This window comes from Aeromonas sobria, from assembly GCF_006243315.1.
GTDB lineage: Bacteria > Pseudomonadota > Gammaproteobacteria > Enterobacterales > Aeromonadaceae > Aeromonas > Aeromonas sobria_A.
Window position 1 is genome coordinate 1 of sequence record NZ_NKWE01000008.1, and the last position, 24506, is coordinate 24506.

A 24506-nucleotide genomic window follows, 5' to 3' on the forward strand; every position below is an offset into this window, starting at 1 on the left:
TGTCGCGCCAACGACAAAAGCGACGATGTGTGTTTTTCCAGTCCCCGTAAGCAGATGGCAAGTCTCGCCAGGGAGCGCCTGTGCGCAAAATCCAGAAAACAGCATTGATAAACAATCGGTTATCGCGAGCCACGCGTCCCCAATGACCTTTTTGTCCCAGTAGATGAGGTGCAATTAAGGACCATACGCGGTCTGAAATATCGTGGCGGCGGTGAGCGGGTGTTGACATGAGGCGATGATTTTTACGTTAACAGGGCTGGCATTGTACTGGATTTAATCAGTTCAAGACGACAGCCCCTAGCGTGACCGGACACAAACAATAAAAAACCTCTTTTCCGTGGCGCACTCGCCACAGCGCCCTCCCTGCTCGGTGCCATTTCAAAATTTCAGTTTCCACAATCCCTCAATATGAACCTAACCAACTGAAACAAAAGAGATTTAGTGAATAAGACCGCGCACAACGAGATCCCCCGAGATCGTCCAAATCCCCACAGAAAACGCACACACCCCAGAAAAATCAACAGCTTACATATTCTCGCCCGCTGAAATCCGGTGGCGATAACTGCAAAACAGTGAAAAAAAGATCCTTCTCTGCAGATCCTCAACGCGCCCTAGATCCTTTATCTGGCGCGGCCTGGGCATATGGTTTTGCGGTAATCCACTTTTGCAAAACATTTATTTGATGAGCCGCGCAGGCGGGAGCGGAAGAGCGCGGATTCCGTGACGCAGACGCCGCCGTGGGCTTCTCCGCCACGCGCTGGCGGCTGTGAGCGGCCCTGTGCTTCACGTATGATGTGCGCCTGTCTGATGGCGCCCCTAACATGCGGCGCCCTTCCCTGGCCATGCTCAGGCGCTGTCAGGCAGATAGAAGAAGGCCCCGCAAGTGCGGGGCCTTCTTTGCTTGGCTGCTCGGTGGGCTATTCGATGATTGGTGATAGGGTTTCGGCCAGTTGGCCTGCCTGCTTGCTCTGGCCGTTGAAGGTCTCGGCATTGGTTGGGGCTGGCCAGCCGTGGTTGTGACTGGCGGCAGTGGCGGCCAGCTGTTCCACCACGTTCATCAGCTGGAGCAGCAGCCCGAAGATGTTCACCCCCTCGCTACCCATCCACGAACGGGGCGCCTCGAAGTGCTGGAGCTCACCGGCTACACTGCGCCGCAGTTGCCCGATCACCTCCACCAGATCACCGGCAGCGGTGTGGCTCATGTTACCCAGGCCGCCACGCACAGTGCGTCTGTCTGGTTCAGGCGCTGGTCAAAATCTGCAGCTTGTTCCTGATTCTTGGGCAGGCAACCTCGTTATCTGGCCAACTTGTACGACATCCGTGATATGGGCCTGAACGCTGCGGTCTGACCCCGTCACAACGTGAAATGGGCTCAATTGCTCCAGCAACGGCGGCAGCAGTTGTTCAGCCTGCTGATCGTTTATTAGCTCCAAGTCGGTCAACGACCATATCAAATGGTTGATCCATCGCTCGTAAAAGCAATGGTGCTGCCGAGTAATGATGGATGCACGATGTGCGGTGTTGTGCGGTGTTGTGCGGTGTTGTGCGGGATGAGGGGGCGGTACATGACCAAGGGCGGTAGCCCGCCCTGGTGAGGGTGAGTGGAGCGGTAATATCAGCTGGCGGTCGCCCCACTCGGGGCTGTTTTATTTTGTAGTTTTTGCTGATAGCGCAGGTCTTCTTCTATGGTGACCACGACCTCCAGTGGCTTGCCGGAGCGGAATACCGAGATAGTCAGTTTGGTACCGGGGCGACTTTCGACAATCTTGTCCATGGCACTGCGCACGCCGTTGATGGCTTCTCCATCGATCTTGAGCAGCACATCCCCTCGCTGCAGACCACCTTTGGCCGCTGGGCCGTTGGGATCCAGACTCTCAACCACCAGACCGCGCAGGTCGCCGAGGTTCATCATCCGCGCGACGATTGGGTTGATCTCGACGCTGGAGACCCCGAGGTAGCCGCGGATCACCCGGCCGTTGGCGATCAGCTCATCCATGATCCGTTTCGCCAGTCGGTAGGGAATAGCGAAGCTGATGCCGTAGCTCTCCTGATTACCGTTGAGGTGATAGGTGGCGGTGTTGATGCCCACCAGATCGCCACGGCCGTTGACCAAGGCACCACCTGAGTTCCCTTCGTTGATGGCCGCATCGGTCTGCAGCAGATCCTGACGGCCATTGCTGTCTGGGCCCATGCTGGAGAGGCCGGTACGGCCGGTGGCGCTGATGATACCCTGGGTAATGGTCTGGCCGACGTTATAAGGATTACCGATGGCGAGCACCACATCCCCCACTTCTGGCAGCCGTTCCGGGTCTTGCGGGATCACCGGCAGGTCATCTGATTCGATATAGAGCACCGCGAGATCGGTGAGCTGATCGGTGCCGACCAGTTCGGCGCTGAACACCCGGCCATCTTGCAGTGCCACTATGACCTGATCGGCATCGGCAATGACGTGGTAGTTGGTCAGCACATAGCCGCGCTGGTTCATGATGACGCCGGACCCCAGCCCCTGTGGGCGCAGCTCTCCCTGATTGCCCTGATTGGGGGCAAAGCTGCGAGTGTAGATGTTAACGACGGCTGGACCTGCCCGATGGGCGGCGTAAGAGAAGCTTAATTCACGGGCATTGGTGATGATGCCGGGCAGTTGGGCACCACCGCGAAAATGGGGAAACAGCAGCAACAGCAGCGCAGCGACGGTCAAACCAAAACCGATCGACTTGCCCAAGTAACTGACTAAAGGGGGGATTTTCATTTGATTCTCATCCGGACAGGCAGCGGGCAGAGAATAACACTATCGATGGATAAAAATCACCCGCGGTGAAGGCCGCGGGTGATGGAGGAGTTGGCGAACAACCAGAGTGCTAGCGGATCACCAGATAGAGCGAGGAGTCGCCACGCTGGATGTTCAGCGCCAGCACGTCGGGCTTGTTCTTCAGCGCCTTGGTCAGATCGCCCAGAGCATTGATGCGCAAGCGGTTCACTCCGATGATGATATCGCCTTTCTGCAAGCCGGAGGCGGCGGCAGGTGAGCGGGGATCAATGTCTGTCACCGCAACGCCGGAGACCGGGTCAGTGGTGGTGCTGAGCTTGGCCCCTTCCAGTGCCGGGTGGAGCGCGCTGGCGCGCACTTCAGTGTCATCTGCCTGTTTCAGGGTCACCTTGACACTCTGTGCCTTGCCGTCGCGGATCAGGCCCAGCTCGACTTGCTTGCCAGCGCCCATGGTGGCGATCTTGGCGCGCAGCTCCCCGAAGGAGCGAACCGCTTTACCATCGATGCTGATGATGATGTCACCCGCCTTGATCCCGGCTTTATCTGCCGATGATCCGGGCATGACCTGATTGACGAATGCGCCATCCTTCTTGTTGTAGCCGAAGGTTTTGGCGATGTCGGAGGTGAGCTCGGTGCCGGTAATGCCCAGCTGGCCACGCCGTACTTCGCCGAACTTGACGATCTGCTCGGTCAGATCCCGCACCATGTTGGAGGGGATGGCAAAGCCGATGCCGATGTTGCCGCCGTTCGGGCCCAGAATCGCGGTGTTGATGCCGATCAGCTCACCACGCAGGTTGAGCAGGGCTCCGCCCGAGTTGCCGGAGTTGATGGCCGCATCGGTCTGGATGAAGTTCTCCAGATTTTCGATGTTGAGGCCGCTACGGCCCAGTGCGCTGACGATCCCCGAGGTCACGGTCTGACCCAGACCAAAGGGATTGCCGATCGCCAGGGCATAGTCACCGACCCGCAGTTCGTCTGAATCGGCAAACTTGATCTGCACCAGATCCTCGGCCTTGATTTGCAGCAGGGCGATATCGGACTGCTTGTCTTCACCGATCTTCTTGGCCGCATATTCACGACCATCCTTCAGGTTGACCTTGATCTCGTCCGCCTCGTGAACCACGTGGGCGTTAGTGATCACATAACCTTTCTTGGCATCGACGATGACACCTGAGCCCAGCGCCTGGAACGGCTGCTCGCTCACCTGCTCATCGGGCATGTTGGGGCCGAAGAAGAATTTGAACTGTTCTGGCAGGCGTTGGCGGGTAATTTTTTTGCCAGAGACCGAGATATTGACCACAGCCGGTGTGACCTGTTCGAGAACAGGCGCCAAGCTTGGCATCTCCTGATTTGAACCTAACAGGGAAGGCAGAGCAGCCTGTGCAGGAGCCGCAGACATGGCGATACCGACACTGAGGGCTAGCACACTGAGCAAGGAAAGAGGTTTACGCATATGAAAAACAGCTCCCAGAAAAAGTTGCGTTGCAATCGTCAAGGTCAGACCACGGGAGTAGCCGATTAGTTCCTCGAGGAACTAGTTTGGTTGTTTGAGCAGCCCGGAAGAGGCGCCCGCATAGTCACGAGGCGGAATACTCGGCTCGTCGACTGCTTTTGCTGGAGTTTCTTCTACCAGTGACTCACGAAATAGCGGTTCCTGTGCTTTGGCCAGGAATTTGCTCTGCTCTGCCATGTGGCGATATAGGCTCTGATATTGCTCGGCAAGTTGTTCCATCAGCGCGGCGCTATCGGCGAAGTGGGTGTTGATTTGGCCTTGGTAACTTTCGAGCTCCTTGTGGGCCTTTTTCAGCTCCATCTCCAGGCGACCGGCATCCCGGCTACGCACTGAAAAACGACCGAGGATGATACCGATAATCAAGGCCGCGACAGCCAGCAGGATCCCAGTTAACAGACTCATAGATGCTCCTAGTTACAGCTAAAACAGTATGGGTTTATGCGGTTGGCAAAACCGCCATGCCTTGATGGCACTATACCGCGCGTCCTGAGGCCGTGATACCATTTTGTCCTCTATTCAGGGACTTGGAGAGGCGTTCAGGGATGACACCGCAGGAAAAATACCAGCAGGATCTGCTGCGCCCCGGCTTTGTGGCCGACCCCGCGCAGGGGATGGCGATCAGCAGGCTGGAGCGACTGTATCAGGATTTGCAGCGCAGCCCGACTCCGACCAGATCCCGGGGGCTGTTTGGCTGGTTGCAAAAGCCCACGCCACCGGAGCCTGTCCTTGGTATCTATATGTGGGGTGGCGTGGGCAGAGGCAAGACCTGGCTGATGGATACTTTTTTCGACAGCCTGCCGGGGACGCGCAAGATGCGCAGCCATTTCCACCGTTTCATGCATCGCATCCATGATGAACTGCAGGGGTTGAGCGGCCAACCTGATCCGCTCAAACTGGTCGCCAGCAAGCTTGCCAGCGAGACAGACATCATCTGTTTCGACGAATTTTTCGTCTCCGACATCACCGATGCCATGTTGCTGGGTACCCTTTTTCAGGAGTTGTTTGGCCACGGTGTGGTGCTGGTTGCCACCTCAAATATTCCGCCGCAGGATCTCTATCGCAACGGGCTGCAGCGAGCCCGTTTTCTGCCGGCTATCGCGCTTATCGAGCGCCATTGCGAAATACTTAACGTGGATGGTGGCGTCGATTATCGCCTGCGCACGCTGGAGCAAGCGGAGATTTATCACTGTCCGCTGGATGTGCGGGCGAAAAGCAATCTTGACCACTATTTTCAGCAATTAACCGGTGGAAACGAGGCCCGCGAGGGGAGCGTGGAGATCAATCATCGTCAGTTGACATCACTGGGGATGGGGGAAGGGGTGATCTACATGGAGTTCGAGCAACTTTGTTGTACTCCCCGTTCCCAGAACGACTATATCGAACTGGCCAGACTGTTTCATACTGTCCTGCTGGCCAATGTGCAGCCAATGGGAAATGGCACGGATGACGCGGCCCGCCGCTTTATTGCTATGGTCGACGAGTTCTACGAACGGCACGTTAAACTCATCATGTCGGCGGCGGTTCCCATGACAGAACTCTACGGCGAAGGGCTGCTGAATTTCGAATTCAAACGCTGTCTTTCGCGGCTTCAGGAAATGCAATCGCACGAATACCTTGCCAGAGAGCACCTTCCTTAGTCACAATACCGCGCCTGCCAGTCGGATGGGCATCTGCGGCAGGTAGGGCTGGGCGAGATTTGCTAGTGTCATGGCAGTGAAATTAGCAGGTGATATTTAAGGCAACTTCACTTATAATCGCCCGGCCCACGTTACAGCTGTCGATAAGACAGCGACACTTTAAGCTTTACTTGTATTCGAAGGGGTACAGGTAGGCCATCGTTTGTTGTTTGTGGGAGAGCCCCCATAAGCAATTGGGTCTGTAACAGGTAATTGGGTTTAACTTAATGAAAACTTTCGTTGCCAAGCCAGAAACCGTAAAACGTGACTGGTACATTGTGGACGCAGAGGGTAAAACTCTGGGTCGTATCGCAACCGAGATCGCTTCTCGTCTGCGTGGTAAGCACAAAGCTGAATATACTCCGCACGTTGACACCGGTGATTACATCATCGTTGTAAACGCTGAGAAGGTACATGTAACCGGTAAGAAATTTACCGATAAAATCTACCATTCTCACTCCGGTTTCCCGGGTGGTATCAAGTCAATCAGCTTCGACAAGCTGATCAAGCGTAAGCCGGAAATGGTAATCGAAGCTGCTATCAAAGGTATGCTGCCGAAGGGTCCTCTGGGCCGTGCCATGTTCCGTAAACTGAAAGTTTACGCAGGCGCCGAGCATGCTCATGCTGCTCAGCAACCTCAAGTACTGGATATCTAATCGGGAACTGGCAACATGGCAGAAAATCAATACTACGGTACCGGCCGTCGCAAAAGCTCCACTGCTCGCGTATTTATCAAAGCGGGTAGCGGTAAAATCATCATCAACCAGCGCTCCCTGGAGCAATACTTTGGCCGTCCGACTGCCCGCATGGTAGTTCGTCAGCCGCTGGAACTGGTTGAGATGACCGAGAAACTGGATCTGTACATCACCGTTAACGGTGGTGGCATCTCTGGTCAAGCTGGTGCGATCCGCCACGGTATTACTCGTGCTCTGATGCAGTACGACGAAACCCTGCGTGCCGAACTGCGTAAAGCTGGCTTTGTTACTCGTGATGCCCGTAAGGTTGAGCGTAAGAAAGTTGGTCTGCACAAAGCTCGTAAGCGTCCGCAGTACTCCAAGCGTTAATTCGCTGCTGGTACTCGCTCTTTCGAGTGTCAAAAAAGCCTGGCAATTGCCAGGCTTTTTTTATTGGTAAAATTACCGACATCAATGCTAACCACGCGTCACAAAAGACAAAAATTTGTTTCTTTATTGTTTTCATTGCCCACCTCTCTTTCTTGTCAACTTGTTATATTTTCTTTAAAATTTACCCTGTTTTCTGTGGCGATTGTAAATCCAGCTTCCGCCGCTGTTGTCACAGGAAAAATGGGGAACAGGGACACTATAAGAATGTGCGGAGTCCACATGGGAGAGTTTTTGGATGAGCAATGCGCCAGTTGATACCGGTCGCCGCAGATTTCTTACCTGGTCAACGGTTGCCGTTGGCGGGGTGGGAGCTGCGTTTACCGCAGTGCCGTTTATTAAATCATGGAATCCGAGTGCCAAGGCCAAAGCAGCCGGTGCACCGGTTGAAGTCGATATCAGCAAGTTGGAACCGGGCCAGCTCATCCGTGTCGAGTGGCGAGGCAAGCCGGTTTGGGTGGTGAAGCGTACCAAGCAGACACTGGATGCGCTGGCGACCCACGATGGCCAATTGCGGGATCCTTCATCTGAAGAGCCACAGCAACCTGACTATGCCCATAACGGCTACCGATCCATCAAGCCCGAAATTTTTGTCGCTGTGGGTATTTGCACCCATCTGGGGTGTTCACCCTCGTATTTGCCGGATAACTTTGGCGAGCAGGTAAAGGGAGTCACATCCGGCTTTTTCTGCCCGTGCCACGGCTCCAAGTTCGACATGGCTGGTCGTGTGTTCCAGGGGGTGCCTGCACCATTGAACCTGGTCATTCCACCGTACCAATATCTTAGCGACACCACCATTTTGGTCGGTGCCGATGGCAAGGAGGCCTGACCATGTTGAGTAAACTGATGGGCTGGATCGACTACCGTTTCCCGCTCACTGCCATGTACAACGACCACATGGCAAAGTACCCAGCACCGAAAAACCTGAACTTCTGGTACTTTTTTGGCTCCCTGGCGATGTTGGTGCTGGTCAACCAGATCATCACCGGCATCTGGCTGACCATGAACTACAACCCTTCCGCCGAGGGCGCATTTGCTTCGGTTGAGTACATCATGCGGGATGTGGAGTACGGTTGGCTGTTGCGTTACATGCACTCCACCGGTGCCTCTGCCTTCTTTGTTGTGGTTTACATGCACATGTTTCGCGGCATGATTTATGGCTCATATCAGAAGCCCCGTGAACTGCTGTGGATCTTCGGCATGCTGATCTTCCTGGTGCTGATGGCGGAAGCCTTCATGGGCTATCTGCTGCCCTGGGGGCAAATGTCCTTCTGGGGCGCCCAGGTTATCATCTCGCTGTTTGGTGCCATTCCGGTCATCGGTGACGATCTGACCCTGTGGATCCGTGGTGACTATGTCATTTCTGGTGCGACCCTGAACCGCTTCTTTGCGCTGCACGTCATCGCGTTGCCGCTGGTGTTGGTGATGCTGGTTGCCATGCATATTCTGGCGCTGCATGAGGTGGGTTCCAACAACCCGGATGGCATCGACATCAAGAAGCATAAGGATGAGAAAGGCTGGCCGTTGGATGCGGTGGCATTCCACCCTTACTTCACTGTGAAGGACATGATTGGCGTGGCAGGTTTCCTGTTCTTGTTCTGCGCCGTTATCTTCTTCAAGCCGGATATGTGGGGCTACTTCCTCGAGAAGCCTAACTTTGAAGTGGCCAATGGGCTGAAGACCCCGGCACACATTGCACCAGTGTGGTACTTCACGCCGTTCTACGCCATTTTGCGGGCGGTACCGGACAAATTGCTGGGTGTCGTCATGATGGGACTTTCCATTGTGGTGCTGTTTCTGCTGCCTTGGCTGGATCGCTGCAAGGTGCGTTCGGTGCGTTATCGCAGCAAGCTGCACAAGCTGAACATCGCCCAGTTTGTGGTTTGCTTCGTGATTCTGGGGATCCTCGGGGTGCTGCCGTCGACGCCGACGCTGACGCTGATTGCCCAAATTTGTACCTTGGGTTATTTCGGGTTCTTTGTCCTGCTGTTCTTCTATAGCAAGAACGAAAGCACCAAGCCGTTGCCGGAGAGGGTTACATTCAAATGAAAAGAATCATATTTGCAGTGCTGACCCTGCTGCCGTCACTGGTGTTTGCCAATACAGGGGCAGTGCATCTGGACAAGGCTGAGTACGACTTGAGTGATAAGGCCTCCTTGCAGCGTGGTGTGACAACCTTCATGAACTACTGTGCTGGTTGCCACTCGACGCAGTATCAGCGCTACAACCGGGTTGCAGAGGATCTGGGTATTCCTGAAGAGGTGATGAGGGAAAATCTTGTTTTCACCGGTGCCAAAATCGGCGAATTAATGAAGATATCCATGCCAGAGAAGGATGCTGCCAAGTGGTTCGGTGCACCGCCTCCCGATCTGACTCTGGTTGCCCGGGTGCGTGGTGCAGACTGGATCTATACCTATCTGCGTTCGTTTTACGTGGATCCTACCCGTCCGTTCGGGGTGAACAACGCAGTTTTCCCGTCCGTAGGGATGCCCCATGTGCTGGAGCCGCTGCAGGGTACTCCGCGGGCAGAGTTCGTGACCCACACGGTCGATGGGGTGGAAAGCCAGCAGGTTGTCAGTATCAAATCTGACGGTAATGGCGAAATGAATGATGAAGAGTATGATAAGACGGTGCTGGATCTGGTAAACTTCTTGGTCTACTCGGCTGAACCGGTACAACAGGAGCGTGAACGCATGGGCTTCTGGGTACTTGGCTTCATCGTAATCTTCTTCATCTTCACTGTGCTGTTGAAGAAGGAATTCTGGCGCGACGTTCACTAAGCGACCAGAAGTGGGTAATATAATGCACGGCAATGAAGACCAAGATGCTTCATTGCCGTTTCTGCTTTTTAATGACGGGAGGGTTCAATGGCTGTAGCTGCCAATAAGCGTTCGGTAATGACGCTGTTTTCCGGTGCCAACGATATGTTCAGCCATCAGGTGCGTATTGTCCTGGCGGAGAAGGGTGTTAGCGTGGATATCTGCCAGGTTGACCCAGCTAACCTGCCGGATGAGCTGGCCGAGCTGAACCCGTACAACACTGTACCGACCCTGGTGGATCGTGAGCTTGCTCTTTATACCTCACGCATCATCATGGAGTATCTGGACGAACGCTTCCCGCATCCGCCCCTGATGCCGGTTTACCCGGTTGCCCGTGGTAATAGCCGTCTGATGATGCATCGCATCGAGCTGGACTGGTACTCCCTGGCTGACAAGGTCATGGCCGGAACTGATGCAGACGCTGCACGCAACGAACTGCGTGATAATCTGCTGGCCATCGCCCCGATCTTTGGCGAAATGCCTTATTTCATGAGCGAAGAGTTCGGTCTGGTTGATTGCTACATGGCGCCGCTGTTGTGGCGTTTGCCGAGTCTGGGTATTGACCTCACCGGTCGTGGTGCCAAAGAGCTGAAGGCTTACATGGTTCGTTTGTTCGAACGTGAATCCTTCCAGGCATCCCTGACCGAAGCTGAACGCGAGATCCGTTCTGGCGTATGAGTAGCGAGCCAACAATGACCCCGAGCCGCCCCTATCTATTGCGGGCGTTCTTTGACTGGTTGCTGGACAATGACCTGACCCCCCATCTGGTGGTCAACGTCAACCTGCCCCATGTGATGGTACCGATGCAGTTTGCCCAGGATGGGCAGATTGTGCTGAATATCGCGCCTCGTGCCGTGATGCAATTTCACATGGACAATGATGCCATCAGCTTCAGCGCCCGTTTTGGCGGAGTATCCCAGCAGGTCTATATCCCGATGGCGGCTGTGTTGGCCATTCATGCCCGGGAGAACGGCGTGGGCACCATGTTCCCGCCCGAACCTGGTTATGATATTTGGCTGGAGCAGGCCGAGGCTCCGGTGGAGCCAGAGCCCGAACCGCCGCGTCCAAGCGGTCGTCCGACCCTGACAGTGATCAAATAAAAAACGCAGCCGATGGGCTGCGTTTTTTTATGCCGGTTTGGCTCAGTTCTGGGCGAACTCGAATGCCTTGATGACGCGTTTCACGCCATCAACGTGGCGGGCAATCTCTACCGCTTGCTCCCCTTCCTGCCGGGTCACCAGGCCAATCAGGAATACTTCACTGTTTTCAGTAACGACTTTGACCTTGGCGCTGTCAAAATTCTTGGTACCGAACATGTCGGCTTTTACCTTGGAGGTGATCCAGGAGTCATTGCTACGGGTGGTCAGGCTGGCCGGTTGTCCGAGCCGCAGCTCGTTGTAGACATGCCGTACCCCTTCGATACGACCGACAATTTTGCCTGCTTCCAGCTTGTAAACGTCAGAAGGTGTCTGGCCAACCAGCAGGACACGGCCATTGTTGCTGTAGACGCTGATCTTGCTAGTTGCGCTCATGGGCTTGTTGTCGGCCAGCTGGTTGGCGGCTTTCAACTCTATGGTCTGGTCATCCCACTGGGCACTCATGGTGCGACGATCGCCGGAAACCTTGGCGGTCCCCGCGGCACCGCCGACTACCACGGCGGCGCAGCCTTGCAGCAGCAACGAGCCAGCGACGATGCCAAGGATGAGGATCTGCTTGTTCATTGGTTCAATCTTCCTGTTGCGGGAAAAGTGTCTGGTCGATGAGATCACAGAGACAGTGCAGGGTCAACAGGTTCACTTCCAGAATGCGAGGCCGACGGGCGGAAGGGACGCGGATCTCCACATCGTTGGGCCCCAGCAGGCCGGCCATCTCGCCACCGTCACCACCGCTTAGCACGACTATGGTCATGTCGCGGGAGAGGGCGGCTTCAGCGGCCTTGATCAGACTGCGGCTGTGGCCGGAGGTGGTGATCACTACCAGAATATCGCCCGGTTGGCCCAGTGCGCGGATCTGCTTGGCATAGACCTCTTCAAAACCGTGATCGGTGGCGATGGCACTGATGGTGGCCATATCGGCGGTCAGCGCCATGCCGGGCAGGGAAGGGCGCTGGGTTTCGTAGCAGTTGACCAGCTCCGAGATAAACAGCTGCGCCAGTGCGGCAGAAGGACCGTTACCGCATGCCAGCACCTTGTGGCCATTGAGCAGGCAGATGGTGATCATCTGGGCTGCCGTATGGATGGCATCCGGCAGCGCCTCGGCGGCAGCTATCTTGGTCTGGATGCTTTCGGTGTAGTTTTCTTTAATGCGGTCAGTCATAGGGTCCTCTTAAAATGCGTTCTGGATCCAGTCTGGCTGGTCACCCTCGAACGCGATCACATCGAATCGGCAGGCCTGATGAGCCTCGTTGATGGCATGTTGCTTTAAATAGTGGCGCGCTGCCAGCACGATCTTGCGCTGCTTTGCGCGGGTGACCGAGCTGGCGGCTCCGCCATGGCTGCTGTTGGCCCGGTAGCGCACCTCAACAAACACCAGGGTCTGGCCCTGGTGCATGATGAGGTCGATCTCACCGCCACGACAGCGATAGTTGCGAACTACCGGTTGCAGGCCACGTGCTTGCAACCAGCGTTCAGCCACTAGCTCAAAGTGCTGTCCCTTGGGTGTCGCTGAGGGGAACAGGCTCTGCAATTGCTGGCGCATCCGTTTCCATAGCTCCTCCACTGGATGGCTCCTCCAGTTGCTGAACAGCGTTCTCATCGACCAGCTTGCCGTTCTGGTAAGTGGCCCAGCTCAGCATCCGCACGATATTGCCTTGGGTATCCACGCTCAGTTGGCCGCTCATGCCCGCCTGTTGCATGCCACCGACCTTGCGCATCTGTTGCAGGTTTTCTGCCAGACTCACGGCATCGTAACCCATGGCAAACAGCCGCAGCAGGTCACCCTGGATCTGTGGCCACAGTAGAGCAATCTGTTCGCGCTGGGTTTCATAACCGCCAAGCAGTAGCGGCATGTCACCGATCCGCATGCCATTCAGCTCGGATGCGACTTCGGTGGCAGCACTGTCGTAGCCACGGGAGCTGCTGTAGATAGGCAGGCTACCCATCGGATTGACCGAGATATCCACATAGGGCTTGATCATTCGGGTTTCCAGGCTGTTGGCCACCATGTAAACGGCATCTATGCTGCGGGGCGCGGTGTCGGAAAGCTGAACCACCTCACCGGCACGGGCAGTCGAGCGACCGCTCAGGGCGTTCTTGACCATTCCCTGTACTTCATTGCGGGCGCCAAAGGTGGCAACAACCGGTTTATCCTGGCTCAGGGTCGCCCAGCTCTGCTCGAAAGCCTTGATGCTGCTATAGCCGATCCGCCCCTGGGCGGCAATCAGCAATGGCTTGCGGTAGCCTTGCGCGTAGAGGTACTGGGCGGCCTGCGCCGCATCGGCAGCGGCTGAGAGGGAGAAGTAGTAAGTGGTGTCGTTGACGATCGGCTTGTCCAGCTCGTTGAGTGCCAGCACAGGCACGGTCGGATTGGCCTGCAGCAGCGCCTCGACCCGATCTTTGAGCAGCGGGCCGATAATCATGTCTGCCCCCTCCTGGATCGCCTGTTTGTAGAGATCGCCGATCGCCTTGCTCTGGGTGTCGTAGAAGTTCAGGGTGAATTGCCCCTGATTCTCCTTGTAAGACATCAGCATGCCGTTGCGAATAGCGGATCCTTGCGGTTCCAGGTTACCGGAGAGCGGCAGCAGCACTGCAATCTGCTGCACCGAGGTACTGGCAGTGGTAGCCAGATCGCCCAATCCTGCCGGCATATCTTTCTGGGCCGGGTGGTTGGGGAAGTCACGCTTCCAGCCTGCCAGTTGACGGGCCAGCAGGTTTGGCTGGGCGCCAAACTCATTGACCAGTGCCGCCAGTCGCAGCCAGCCAGTGGTCACGTCAGGTGCCTGGGCTTCTTCCAGCGCTTGCAGGGTGGAGGGGGTCATGCTTTTCAGCAACGACCAGATCTGCTGATGGTTGGTCGCCTGTTCGCTCTGATTGAGGTAGGGCTCCAGTGCAATCAACGATTTGGCTGCGCCAAACTTGTTGTTGATGTCGAGCTGCAGCACCACGCGCTGGCGATACCAATCCTTCTGGGTATCGGCATCCAGCACTACCTCGGGTTTGCCTTCCAGCAGGATCAACGCCTGATTGGCATGGCCCTGCGCCAGCAGCAGATGGGCTTGCAGCAGTTGCAGCTGCGCCTTCTGGGCGGGCTCCTTGGCCTGCTTCTGCAATTGCTGGAACAGTGCCGAGGCCGGTTTGGCCTGGCCCAGCGCCAGATAACTGCGTGCCGCCAGCATCTGCCAGGTAAAGGCTTCGGCCGGCTTGGCCGGGTCCACCTGCTCAAGATACCACTGGGCATTCTTGGTCAGATTGGAGAACGCAGAGGGCATGCCTGACTGCCCTGATGGTTGATTGGGCTCCGACGCACAGGCGGCGAGCAGTACTGCCGCGAGTATGATGCCGAAGAGTCGTGATACACTTAGCTGCTTTGTAACCCGGTTCAAGTTCATTCCCCGACCAGTGTTGAAGTTAGCCATAGTGTAAACGGGCCAATATGGCGACACAATTGTCGGGACACTCGGAGATCCCATGAGTGACATCCCAACCCTGTATATAGTCCCCACTCCGATCGGCAATTTGGCGGATATCACCCAGCGTGCATTGAACATTTTACGCAGTGTTGATCTGGTGGCCGCCGAAGATACCCGGCATACCGGTATCCTGCTCAGTCACTACCAAATCTCGGTGCCCACCTTCGCCTTGCACGATCACAACGAGCAGCAGAAGGCCGATGTGCTGATCGGCCGGATCAAAGAGGGCAAGAGTGTTGCGCTGGTCTCCGATGCCGGCACTCCGCTCATCAGCGATCCCGGTTATCACTTGGTCACCCGCTGTCGCGAGGCGGGGGTCAAGGTGGTGCCGCTGCCCGGCCCTTGCGCCGCCATTACCGCCTTGAGTGCCGCTGGCCTGCCTACCGATCGTTTTGCCTTCGAAGGCTTTCTGCCCGCCAAGAGCAAAGGCCGTGACGATCGGCTGCAGGCTGTTATCGAAGATACCCGCTCGCTGGTGTTCTACGAATCGCCACGTCGGGTGCAGGATACCGTTGAAGCGATTGCTCGCATTCTTGGTGAGCGTCAGGTGGTGGTGTGCCGCGAACTGACCAAAACCTTTGAGTCGATCCATGGCTTACCCGCCTCCGAGATGCTGACCTGGCTCGGTGAGGATGATAACCGTTGTCGCGGCGAGATCGTGTTGGTGGTGGCTGGAGCCAATAAGCATGAAGAGGACCTCCCTGCCGAGGCGATCCGCACGTTAGGGCTACTGGTCACTGAATTACCGCTGAAAAAAGCCGCCGCCCTGACCGCCGAGATCCACGGTGTGAAGAAGAATGCCCTCTACAAATACGGCCTTGAGCACTATTAAGTCGTGTGAACGGGCCTGCTGGCTGCTTTCTAACCGGTGCAAGCCAGCGTGCCAGCAAGCGTAGGCCCCTGGGTCGGGGCCGAAGTGCGCTAGAAGCACGATAAATCGCTGTAAACAGGAATTGCCGGTTTACCCCGCCACATCGCAAGGCTATAATCCGCGCCTCGGAGTTGGCTGGGCAATCGCTGCTTCGTCGTTGTGTCCCTCGGGACAGACGGGCGGAGGGGAGGAAAGTCCGGGCTTCATAGGGCAGGGTGCCAGGTAACGCCTGGGGGGCGTGAGCCCACGACCAGTGCAACAGAGAGCAAACCGCCGATGGCCCGCAAGGGATCAGGTAAGGGTGAAAGGGTGCGGTAAGAGCGCACCGCGCGACTGGTAACAGTTCGTGGCACGGTAAACTCCACCCGAAGCAAGACCAAATAGGCCCCTATTGGCGCGGCCCGCGTTGGGGGCGGGTAGGTTGCTTGAGCCAGTGAGTGATTGCTGGCCTAGAGGAATGATTGCTACCCGGGGCAACCCGGTACAGAACCCGGCTTACAGGCCAACTCCGACCTCATTCCGCGTGAACCATCACGCTAAAATCCCGGTGCCTAACGGCACCGGGATTTTTATTATTCACGCCGAGATGCACCGCATGGCGGCTTTCTGGAATTTGTAATAAAGTTCTCACCCTTTTTGGTCGATATACGTCGGCTGGACTGTCTGTATCTATCACACTGCTGGCGCTGATGAGCGTCCCTGTGGCAGTAAGGCGAGATGAAATGGTTAAGGTGGATTATTAATGTCATCAAGCAGCCCAATGCTCACACCTTCCCGGCTGCTTAGCGCAGAACGGGGCAGAACCCTGCCTCATTATGATCTGTTGGGTGTAGAGCGGGTTAACCACGCCCGCTTGAAACAGGTCAATGGCCAATTGAGCACATTTTCCCTGCAGGCTGCGAGTTGTATGGCCCAGCTGTTCAACAGCGCAGAGTGCGAACTGAATTATGGCGAGTTCACCTTTGCCGGTCCGGCAGAGACTCCCGACGCTCATATCTGGGTAGAGGCGAGAAGTCCGCTTGAACCACAGCGTGCCGTCTATTTCTCGATCGCGCCTCTGGTTATCTATCGCCTTGCAGTACTCTTTTTTGGCGGTACCTTGCAGCAAAAAAAGGAACCCGTTCAGTCTGGCAAAGGGCTGACAGATACCGAGCAGCGGCTGTTATTGCGGCTTTGCCAGTATCAGGTTGATATCTGGTGTGCTTGTCTTGGTTTGGGTGATTTGAAGTGGCAGTTGCATGTCGTACCGCGGGATTCTATCGCCCACCGCCAGCTCTGGACCACGCAGGCAACCCTACAGGCAGGTAATTGCACGCATCACTGGCAGATGTGGCTGCTTCCTCCTGAGGAGTCCATTTCTCTGGTCAGTCATTCATTGCCGGAGGGTCAGCTGGAACAGGCTCTGACTCATGTCCCGGTACGTCTGCGGGTGGTGATGGGTCAGTTGTCCATGACGCTGGCGGATCTTGAGTGTCTCAAGGTGGGTGATGTGCTGTCACTGGACTTGTCTGAAGTGGTGCCAGCACTGATTGGCAGCCGTCCCTGCTTTAGTGGACGAATCGCAGAACACAAAGGCAGCCTGGTCTATCAGGTTGCGACGGTTGTAGAGGAGTAAATCGAATCATGAGCGAGCACAATATGAATGATCCACTGGATCTGGATGGACTGGATCAACTGTTTGGCGACGACATCAGCATGCCCAGTGCTGCAGACTACATGGCGCCAACCAGTAGCAGCAAACAGCGGGATCTCTCCTTCTTTCGCCAGATCCCAGTCAAGGTGACGCTGGAAGTAGCCAGCACCGAAGTTCCTCTCGGCGATTTGATGCGCGTCGAGGAGGGGGCTGTCATTGAGCTGGACAAGCTGGCGGGTGAACCGCTGGATGTGCGGGTGAATGGCCGTCTGCTTGCCAAGGGCGAAGTTGTCGTAGTGAATGGCAAATATGGTCTGCGCCTGGTCGATGTCATCGATACCAACCTGCTGGGTGGCATGGACGACTGATGCGCTATCTGCTGCTGACGCTGCTGTTATTTTCGCTGCCCGGCTGGGGCGCGGACATGACCCTGTTCTCGGTATCGCCAAGCGCTTCAGGGGGCGAGGATTACAACATCAAGTTGCAGATCCTCTTCTTCATGACCCTGCTGGGTCTGCTCCCGACCTTGTTACTGATGATGACCAGTTTTACCCGGATCATCATAGTACTGGCCATATTGAGACAGGCACTTGGCTTGCAGCAGAGTCCCCCTAACCGGGTGCTGATCGGCATCAGTCTGATCCTGACTGTGGTGATTATGCGTCCGGTCTGGACGGACATGTATCAGAATGCATTTGTGCCTTATGACCAGAATGAAATAACCCTGTCAGAGGGGATCGCCAAGGCAGAAAAACCCCTGCGCAAATTTATGCTGGCCCAGACCCGTGAACCGGATCTGGAGCAGATGCTGCGCATCTCTGGCGAACCAACAACGGTCGCCAAGGAGGATGTGCCTTTCGGGGTGCTGTTGCCCGCGTTTGTATTGAGTGAGTTGAATACCGCATTTCAGATTGGCTTTATGCTGTTTATCCCCTTTCTGGTGATCGATTTGGTGGTCGCCAGCGTCTTGATGGCGATGGGGATGATGATGCTCTCTCCGCTGATCATCTCGTTACCCTTCAAACTGATGGTGTTTGTGCTGGTCGATGGCTGGTCGATGACCGTCGGCACGTTGGCCGCCAGCTTTGGTGGGGGAGGCTGATATGACCCCTGAGCAGAGCGTTGCCCTGGTTGGTGGTGCGGTCAATCTGGTGGTGACCATGGTCTCGGTGTTGATTGTACCGGGCCTTATCGTGGGATTGGTTGTCAGTATTTTTCAGGCGGCTACCCAGATCCAGGAGCAGACGCTCAGTTTTCTTCCCCGTTTTATCGTGACCCTGATGACCCTTATCTTTACGGGTAACTGGCTGTTGTCGCAGATCACCACCTTGTTCCAGGATCTTTTTCTCAAAATCCCCGGGCTTATTGGATGAATTCGCTGTTGTCCCTCAGTGCTGCTGACCTGACTGCATGGCTGGGACAGTGGTGGTGGCCGTTTATCCGGATCGGTATGGCGTTCTGGGTGATGCCGGTTTTTGGGGATAGCCGGGTGCCTGCGCAAGTCCGCCTGATGCTGGCGTTTATTATCAGCCTGCTGCTTGCCCCAATGATGAAGGATATGCCGGTTGTCGATCCTTTTAGTGCTGGCGCACTGGTCCTGACGGTGGAGCAACTGCTGTTTGGTTTGCTGTTTGGTCTGTGTGTCCAGCTGCTCTATATGGTGATGACCACTGCGGGGCAGATCCTCTCCATGCAGATGGGTCTCGCGATGGCGGTGATGAATGATCCGGTTAATGGGGATTCTGCCCCCATCATCAGTCAGGTCATGATGGTGTTCTGTGCCTTGCTCTTCCTGGGGCTTAATGGCCATCTGGTGGTGCTCGACATTCTGGTGCAGAGCCTGCGTAGCTGGCCGCCAGGTTCATCTCTGGATCTGATCGATATGAAGGGCGTAATCGGGTTGTTTGGCTGGTCTATCGGTGCCGCCCTGTTGCTGACGTTGCCTGCCGTTGTCGCCATGCTGATGGTTAACCTTACCTTTGGGGTGATGAACCGGACCGCCCCTTCGCTCAATATTTTCTCCCTCGGTTTTCCCATGACCCTGTTGCTCGGGTTACTCACCATGGGGCTCTCGATCAGCGGCGTGCCCTCCCGTTATCTGGATTTGGTGACCCATGTGCTTGAACAACTGCGAGCCTTGACCCCGGCATGAGCCAGAACAGCGCACAGGACAAAACCGAAGAGGCCTCCAGTCAGAAACGCCAGAAAGCGAGAGATGAGGGGCAGATTGCCCGCTCAAAAGAGCTCAGTTCTGCCGGTTTGCTACTGCTTGGCGGGTTGGTGATGCAGTGGATGGTGCCCGCTTTTGGCCAGTTTTTTGCCGAGTTGATGAAGCGCCCGCAGCGTTTTGACTGGCAAGGTGCCCGTGACCCACAGATGATGATCCATTGGCTGGGTGAAGCCCTGATAAATATGCTGTGGGTGCTGCTGCCCCTGTTTGGTTTTCTGGCCCTGATGCTGGTGTTGCTCAGCATAGTGCCGGGCGGCATGGTACTGACCTGGAAAAAACTGCTGCCCAGTGGCGAGAAGATGAACCCTTTGAAGGGGTTGGGGCGCATGTTCTCCAAAAACAGCCTGATGGAATTGTTGAAATCATTGCTGAAAGTGGTGCTTATCGGCGGCACGCTAGCGTTGTTATTAGAGCATCACTGGCCAACTTTGCTAATGATGAACCGGATGCCCCCGCAGGCTGCCCTCGAACAGGCGCTACGGACCCTCTCCCAGGCATTTATCCTGCTGGGGTGCGTGCAGATGTTGATTGCTGTGCTGGATGTGCCCTATCAACGTTGGTCGCTCAACAAGCAGCTTAAGATGACCAAGCAGGAGGTCAAGGATGAGCATAAAAACAGCGAGGGTCGTCCCGAGATAAAAGCACGAATCCGTCAGGTGCAAGGTATGCTGGCCCGCGCTCGTATTGAACAGCGGGTGCCACAGGCTGATGTGATCATTGTTAACCCTACCCATTATGCGGTGGCCATAAAATATGACGCCGCGCGTGCCAATGCCCCTTTCGTGATTGCTAAAGGGGTCGACAGCATGGCTGAGCGGATCCGTCAGGTTGCCAAGCAGCATGACAAGATGGTGATGAGCTTGCCCGAGTTGACGCGAGCCATCTATCACTCGACCAAGGTCGATCAGGAAGTTCCCACAGGGCTGTACACGGCTGTTGCCTATGTATTGAACCATGTATTGCAGTTAAGGGCGTATGAGGCAGGCAAGGGGAGGAAACCGACCCCTCTTGCTCCGTTATATGTACCGCCCGAGTTACGTCAACCTGAGAGGTAAGTTGTGAACTGGCGTGTATTAACCCAATCCTATACCGCAATTCCGCTGATGTTATTGGCCATTCTGGCCATGATGATCCTGCCTCTGCCCGGTTGGCTGCTGGATGCGCTCTTTACCTTCAACATTGTGCTGGCAGTGCTGGTGTTGCTGGTATCGGTCTCGGCCCGCAGACCGCTCGATTTTTCCGTATTCCCTACCGTGTTGCTGGTTGCCACCTTGATGCGCTTGTCGCTGAACGTGGCCTCGACCCGAGTAGTGTTGTTACATGGTCACGAAGGGCATGAAGCGGCCGGTAAGGTCATTCAGGCATTCGGTGAAGTGGTGATCGGTGGCAACTATGTCGTCGGTCTGGTGGTCTTCGTAATTCTTATGATCATCAACTTTGTGGTGATCACCAAGGGTGGTGAGCGGATTTCGGAAGTATCCGCCCGTTTCACTCTGGATGCCATGCCCGGTAAACAGATGGCCATTGATGCCGATCTGAATGCCGGCACCATGGATCAACATCAGGCAAGAGCCCGTCGTGAGGAGATCGCACGAGAGGCAGACTTCTACGGCGCGATGGATGGTGCCTCCAAGTTCGTTCGTGGTGATGCAATAGCTGGCATGTTGGTGCTGATCATCAACCTGGTGGGTGGATTGGCCATTGGTATCTTCCAGCATGCCTTGCCCGTCGCAGAGGCTTTCCAGCGTTATGCGCTGCTGACTATTGGTGATGGTCTGGTTGCCCAGATCCCATCCCTGCTAATGTCGACTGCTGCTGCCATTATCGTGACCCGGGTCAGCGATGAAGGGGAGATGGCTGATCAGGTTGGCCAACAGATTCTTGCTTCCCCCCGGGTTATCTATACCTCGGCAATTATCATGCTGATATTGGGTCTGGTACCTGGCATGCCCATGTTCGCATTCCTCAGTTTTGCTGCGGTGCTGGCTTGGACTGGCTGGAGTGTCAGCAAGCGCGCCGTCAATGTGCCGGATCTCGATGCTGCGCAAGAGCTGACTCGTCAAATGATTCAGCCTGAACAGCAGGCGTTGGAGTGGCAGGACTTGCCGCCGGTCGATACGGTCGCCATCGAGCTTGGTTATCGTCTGGTGCCATTGGCTGAAACTGATAAAGGGGCTGAATTGCTTGCCCGGGTGCGCGGGATCCGCAAAACCCTCTCCGAGCAGTACGGTTTTCTGCTCCCCGAGATCCGGGTGCGCGACAATCTGCAGTTGCAACCGGATCAGTACCGGATCAAGTTGTCCGGTGTCGCGTTGGCGATGGGAAATGTAGATTGTCAGCGCTTGATGGCGATCAGCAGTGGTGAGACCTATGGTGCGCTCGATGGCGAGCTGACCCAGGACCCGGCCTACGGTATGAGTGCGGTCTGGATTTCCCCGGAGCAAAAGGCCAAGGCCCTTAATCTTGGTTACTCGGTGGTGGATTCGGCCACCGTGATTGCCACTCACGCCAGCAAGCTGTTGCGTGAACAACTGGATGCGCTGTTTGGTCATGATGAAGTGGGCAAGCTGGGCCAATATTTGGCCAGTCAGTCCCCTCGGTTGGCTGAAGAGCTTAATCTGGCGCTGACCCAGATGCAGCAATTGCGAGTTTTTCGTCAATTGCTAAAGGAACAGGTCAGTCTGACCGATATACGAACCGTTGCCACGACGCTGCTGGATGCGAGCGAGCTGACCAAAGACCCTGTCTTGTTGGCATCCGATGTGCGCTGCGCCTTGAAGCGCCAGATTGTGCGACAGGCCATTGGCAATCGCGATGTGCTGGCCACGTTTACGCTGGATGATCGGCTTGAGCAGACCTTGCTGGCCGCGATGAATCAGTCACAGCAGCAGGGCAAGATCCAGCTGGACAGCTTCCCTGTCGATCCGCAACTACTGGCTCAATTGCAGCAGAATATGCCGTTGGTGAAGGAGCAGTTGCAGCAGTTGGGACATTCCCCTGTGTTGGTTGTCATGCCGCAACTGAGACCGCTGATGGCCCGTTATGCCCGATCATTTTCAAAGGGACTCAAAGTGCTTTCTTACAATGAAATACCTGAAGAGCTACGGGTGGAGGTAATTGGTACACTTGGTTAATTACTGCTGGATAAATATCCTGAAGGGAAGTGTTTTTTCCGCCCCTGCTTGAATTGCCGTATGAATACTATATGATGTGGCGAAATTTGACGCAGCAATGTGTGAAAGTTAAATAACAAAAACAATATTAATTGTGTTGCCACACGCTTAGCCCATTAAGCTGGGTGTGTTATCACATTGTAAGGGCAAACTGAACTGAAAAGTCAGGACGCAAAGCCTCCGGTCTAACAGCAGGAAAGCTAATGACAGCGGGGTTACCAAGGTGAATTTGGATACAATTTTGTTACCATCTAGATACAAGTTGTGCTGTTTTTTAAGCGCGAATTTGTATTTCTCCTTTGTGTCTGATACTTCAGCTCTATTGATTGTCCTATCCACAGTCACAGGTGTCAGACGTCTATGTCTTCGGGATTACCAATAAATACAACAATCGGGTTGTGTGGCGATAGCTTGGCTGGGTCACATATATTATTGATTCAACCACTAATAGTTGCCGAAAATGAGGTTGAAAAAAACCTTCACAAGGAAGGTATCAGGGTATCAAGCGTTAATTCTGTTAAACAATCAAAGGGCATTATCGCTGATGATAATGTCAATTTGATCCTGCTCGATATGGATGCCATGACCGAGCTCGGGCCGCGTATTCTGCGTGAGTTCGAGGGGGTTGACTGTGTCATCATGGTCAATGAGCATCAAGCCGCGATTGCGGCGGAAGCTATGTGTGCCGGGGCAATCGACTACATTGTAAAACCCTTCTGCCCCCAGCAATTGCTTGATGCAGTACGTGGGGCCCTGCGTCTTCGCCAGGCAATTCCGAACCTGATCGCTGTATCTCCTATGAGCCTGCAGGTGTTGCAGCTTGCCAGACGAGCAGCCAAAACATCCGCGACAATTATGATTGGTGGTGAGTCAGGAACCGGTAAAGAGCGGTTGGCCCGCTATATTCATGAAATGTCTGCCAGAGCGGAAAAACCATTTTTGGCGATTAATTGTGCAGCCATTCCTGAGGCAATGCTTGAGTCAATTCTGTTTGGCCATAATAAAGGCGCATTTACCGGTGCTGTCTCTGCCCAACCCGGCAAGTTTGAGTTGGCACAGGGTGGAACCCTGTTACTGGATGAAATATCAGAGCTTCCTTTGAATTTGCAGGCAAAGTTATTACGGGTGCTGCAAGAAAAAGAAGTTGAGCGACTTGGTAGTAATCAAACGATTTCGCTGGATGTTCGAATCATTGCTGCCAGCAATAAAGATCTACGTAGATTGGTTGCTGATGGGCTATTTCGTGAAGACCTTTTCTATCGTCTTGATGTATTGCCAATGAATTGGCCCGCATTGCGTGAGCGCCCTGACGATATTATTCCGCTGGCCAACTACTTTATTGAGCGTTATGTATCCCAGCAGGGTTATCGCCTGAGTGATCGAGCCTGTCAGCTGTTGCTGTCATATGAATGGCCAGGAAATGTACGAGAACTGGATAATGTCATTCAACGGTCATTAATAATGGCGCGTGGTTTGCATATTCAAGCGGTAGATCTGATGCTGCCACACTGTGTGGCGGAGCCAGAAATGGTTGGGTCAGACGCGTGGCATGTTCCTGAGGGGTTGAGTGAAACCCGGCGGCATGCCGAGTTCCAATTTGTATTAGAGACCTTGCGCCGCTTTCGTGGCCATCGTACCCGCACAGCCGATGCGTTGGGCATGACGACCCGGGCACTGCGCTACAAGCTGGCGGCAATGCGTGAACAGGGCATTGATATTGAACAGCAGATTCAAGCAGAGGGATAAAGAGTGAAGATTCAGATGATGTCATCACAGGTGACACTGCTGCAGCAGATGCAGGAGATGCAACGTGTCGCAAGCCAGACCCCTTCTATCGAATCGAATGATGTATCAGGGGCATCATTCACTGATGCCATGCGAGATGTCGTGGGGCGCGTCAATGAGCAGCAGAATATCTCGTCAAAATTGATGGCATCCGTCGATGCCGGGCAGAGCGATGATCTGGTGGGCGCCATGGTGGCGAGTCAAAAAGCCGGCTTGAGTTTTTCAGCCTTGATGCAGGTTCGCAACAAGCTGATGACCGGTTTTGACGACATTATGCGCATGCCGCTCTGA

26 protein-coding genes, 1 other RNA gene, 1 pseudogene and 1 riboswitch are annotated in these 24506 nt (G+C 55.1%); of the genes and pseudogenes, 19 read left to right on the forward strand and 9 right to left on the reverse strand.

The window, feature by feature from the left end; genetic code table 11:
* From CF137_RS02190 to CF137_RS02210, 5 genes and pseudogenes are all read right to left on the reverse strand, one after another.
* Window positions 1-229, reverse strand: a 229-nt coding sequence (locus CF137_RS02190; RefSeq protein ID WP_139717595.1) for a transposase, incomplete at its 3' end; no start/stop codon positions are given.
* A gap of 688 nt (window positions 230-917) precedes the next feature.
* Window positions 918-1223: pseudogene (locus tag CF137_RS02195) on the reverse strand (hypothetical protein); the annotation flags it as partial.
* A 392-nt stretch (window positions 1224-1615) separates the two neighbouring features.
* A complete protein-coding gene (gene degS / locus CF137_RS02200; RefSeq protein ID WP_101326141.1) occupies window positions 1616-2749 on the reverse strand; it encodes an outer membrane-stress sensor serine endopeptidase DegS in 1134 nt (377 codons plus the stop codon).
* A 109-nt stretch (window positions 2750-2858) separates the two neighbouring features.
* Complete coding sequence (locus CF137_RS02205; RefSeq protein ID WP_101320274.1) at window positions 2859-4220, reverse strand: Do family serine endopeptidase; 1362 nt, start codon at window positions 4218-4220, stop codon at window positions 2859-2861.
* An 81-nt stretch (window positions 4221-4301) separates the two neighbouring features.
* The gene (locus CF137_RS02210; protein WP_139717597.1) at window positions 4302-4682 is read right to left on the reverse strand and encodes a Z-ring associated ZapG family protein; all 381 of its coding nucleotides are present in this window, start codon (window positions 4680-4682) and stop codon (window positions 4302-4304) included.
* A gap of 140 nt (window positions 4683-4822) precedes the next feature.
* On the opposite strand from CF137_RS02210, the gene zapE reads away from it, so the two are divergent.
* From zapE to CF137_RS02250, 8 genes are all read left to right on the forward strand, one after another.
* Window positions 4823-5917 (forward strand): cell division protein ZapE, encoded by a 1095-nt coding sequence (gene zapE / locus CF137_RS02215; RefSeq protein ID WP_139717599.1) that lies wholly within the window; start codon window positions 4823-4825, stop codon window positions 5915-5917.
* 266 nt (window positions 5918-6183) lie between these two features.
* Entirely contained in the window at window positions 6184-6612 is a 429-nt protein-coding gene (rplM, locus tag CF137_RS02220; RefSeq protein ID WP_042019612.1) for a 50S ribosomal protein L13, read from the forward strand.
* A gap of 15 nt (window positions 6613-6627) precedes the next feature.
* Window positions 6628-7020, forward strand: a complete 393-nt coding sequence (gene rpsI, locus CF137_RS02225) for a 30S ribosomal protein S9 (RefSeq protein ID WP_042019610.1) — start codon at window positions 6628-6630, stop codon at window positions 7018-7020.
* A gap of 295 nt (window positions 7021-7315) precedes the next feature.
* The gene (gene petA, locus CF137_RS02230) at window positions 7316-7906 is read left to right on the forward strand and encodes a ubiquinol-cytochrome c reductase iron-sulfur subunit (RefSeq protein ID WP_101326135.1); all 591 of its coding nucleotides are present in this window, start codon (window positions 7316-7318) and stop codon (window positions 7904-7906) included.
* Between the two features lie 2 nt (window positions 7907-7908).
* Window positions 7909-9126: a cytochrome b gene (locus CF137_RS02235; protein WP_042019607.1), complete on the forward strand. Its 1218-nt coding sequence runs from the start codon at window positions 7909-7911 to the stop codon at window positions 9124-9126.
* Window positions 9123-9857: a cytochrome c1 gene (locus CF137_RS02240; RefSeq protein WP_139717601.1), complete on the forward strand. Its 735-nt coding sequence runs from the start codon at window positions 9123-9125 to the stop codon at window positions 9855-9857. Before CF137_RS02235 ends, CF137_RS02240 begins: the two co-directional genes overlap by 4 nt.
* An 87-nt stretch (window positions 9858-9944) precedes the next feature.
* Entirely contained in the window at window positions 9945-10574 is a 630-nt protein-coding gene (gene sspA / locus CF137_RS02245) for a stringent starvation protein SspA (RefSeq protein WP_068978373.1), read from the forward strand.
* The gene (locus CF137_RS02250) at window positions 10571-10996 is read left to right on the forward strand and encodes a ClpXP protease specificity-enhancing factor (RefSeq protein WP_042019602.1); all 426 of its coding nucleotides are present in this window, start codon (window positions 10571-10573) and stop codon (window positions 10994-10996) included. Before sspA ends, CF137_RS02250 begins: the two co-directional genes overlap by 4 nt.
* 42 nt (window positions 10997-11038) lie before the next feature.
* Here CF137_RS02250 and dolP read toward each other — a convergent pair whose 3' ends face one another.
* Genes dolP through CF137_RS02270 form a run of 4 tightly spaced genes read right to left on the reverse strand, consistent with a single transcriptional unit; the run spans window position 11039 to window position 14322 of the window.
* Entirely contained in the window at window positions 11039-11617 is a 579-nt protein-coding gene (gene dolP, locus CF137_RS02255; protein WP_042019599.1) for a division/outer membrane stress-associated lipid-binding lipoprotein, read from the reverse strand.
* A 4-nt stretch (window positions 11618-11621) separates the two neighbouring features.
* On the reverse strand, window positions 11622-12212 hold the full coding sequence (locus tag CF137_RS02260; protein WP_042019598.1) for a D-sedoheptulose-7-phosphate isomerase: 591 nt from the start codon (window positions 12210-12212) through the stop codon (window positions 11622-11624).
* 9 nt (window positions 12213-12221) lie between these two features.
* The gene (locus CF137_RS02265) at window positions 12222-12593 is read right to left on the reverse strand and encodes a YraN family protein (protein ID WP_068978374.1); all 372 of its coding nucleotides are present in this window, start codon (window positions 12591-12593) and stop codon (window positions 12222-12224) included.
* A complete protein-coding gene (locus CF137_RS02270) occupies window positions 12535-14322 on the reverse strand; it encodes a penicillin-binding protein activator (protein WP_240038498.1) in 1788 nt (595 codons plus the stop codon). The genes CF137_RS02265 and CF137_RS02270 overlap by 59 nt, the downstream gene beginning before the upstream one ends.
* A 199-nt stretch (window positions 14323-14521) precedes the next feature.
* On the opposite strand from CF137_RS02270, the gene rsmI reads away from it, so the two are divergent.
* The 11 genes from rsmI (at window position 14522) to lfiE (ending at window position 24506) form a co-directional block, all read left to right on the forward strand.
* A complete protein-coding gene (gene rsmI, locus CF137_RS02275; protein WP_042019593.1) occupies window positions 14522-15355 on the forward strand; it encodes a 16S rRNA (cytidine(1402)-2'-O)-methyltransferase in 834 nt (277 codons plus the stop codon).
* 166 nt (window positions 15356-15521) lie between these two features.
* Window positions 15522-15908, forward strand: an RNA gene (gene rnpB, locus CF137_RS02280) — RNase P RNA component class A.
* Window positions 15909-16136: 228 nt separating this feature from the next.
* Window positions 16137-17009, forward strand: coding sequence for a lateral flagellar motor switch protein LfiM (gene lfiM, locus CF137_RS02285; RefSeq protein ID WP_193556552.1), 873 nt, complete (start codon window positions 16137-16139; stop codon window positions 17007-17009).
* 8 nt (window positions 17010-17017) lie between these two features.
* Window positions 17018-17395 (forward strand): lateral flagellar motor switch protein LfiN, encoded by a 378-nt coding sequence (gene lfiN / locus CF137_RS02290; protein ID WP_042061503.1) that lies wholly within the window; start codon window positions 17018-17020, stop codon window positions 17393-17395.
* Window positions 17395-18129: a flagellar type III secretion system pore protein FliP gene (fliP, locus tag CF137_RS02295; RefSeq protein WP_139690708.1), complete on the forward strand. Its 735-nt coding sequence runs from the start codon at window positions 17395-17397 to the stop codon at window positions 18127-18129. The genes lfiN and fliP overlap by 1 nt, the downstream gene beginning before the upstream one ends.
* Window position 18130: 1 nt before the next feature.
* Window positions 18131-18400: a flagellar biosynthesis protein FliQ gene (fliQ, locus tag CF137_RS02300; protein ID WP_033138173.1), complete on the forward strand. Its 270-nt coding sequence runs from the start codon at window positions 18131-18133 to the stop codon at window positions 18398-18400.
* The gene (gene lfiR / locus CF137_RS02305; protein WP_139717608.1) at window positions 18397-19179 is read left to right on the forward strand and encodes a lateral flagellar biosynthetic protein LfiR; all 783 of its coding nucleotides are present in this window, start codon (window positions 18397-18399) and stop codon (window positions 19177-19179) included. The genes fliQ and lfiR overlap by 4 nt, the downstream gene beginning before the upstream one ends.
* Window positions 19176-20312, forward strand: a complete 1137-nt coding sequence (gene flhB / locus CF137_RS02310; RefSeq protein ID WP_139717610.1) for a flagellar biosynthesis protein FlhB — start codon at window positions 19176-19178, stop codon at window positions 20310-20312. The genes lfiR and flhB overlap by 4 nt, the downstream gene beginning before the upstream one ends.
* A gap of 3 nt (window positions 20313-20315) precedes the next feature.
* Window positions 20316-22391 (forward strand): lateral flagellar biosynthesis protein LfhA, encoded by a 2076-nt coding sequence (gene lfhA, locus CF137_RS02315; protein WP_139717612.1) that lies wholly within the window; start codon window positions 20316-20318, stop codon window positions 22389-22391.
* Window positions 22392-22565: 174 nt separating this feature from the next.
* A riboswitch (cyclic di-GMP riboswitch) is annotated at window positions 22566-22653 on the forward strand.
* Window positions 22654-22790: 137 nt separating this feature from the next.
* Window positions 22791-24176: a lateral flagellar response regulator transcription factor LafK gene (gene lafK / locus CF137_RS02320; protein WP_193556553.1), complete on the forward strand. Its 1386-nt coding sequence runs from the start codon at window positions 22791-22793 to the stop codon at window positions 24174-24176.
* 3 nt (window positions 24177-24179) lie between these two features.
* Window positions 24180-24506, forward strand: coding sequence for a lateral flagellar hook-basal body complex protein LfiE (gene lfiE, locus CF137_RS02325; RefSeq protein WP_139717613.1), 327 nt, complete (start codon window positions 24180-24182; stop codon window positions 24504-24506).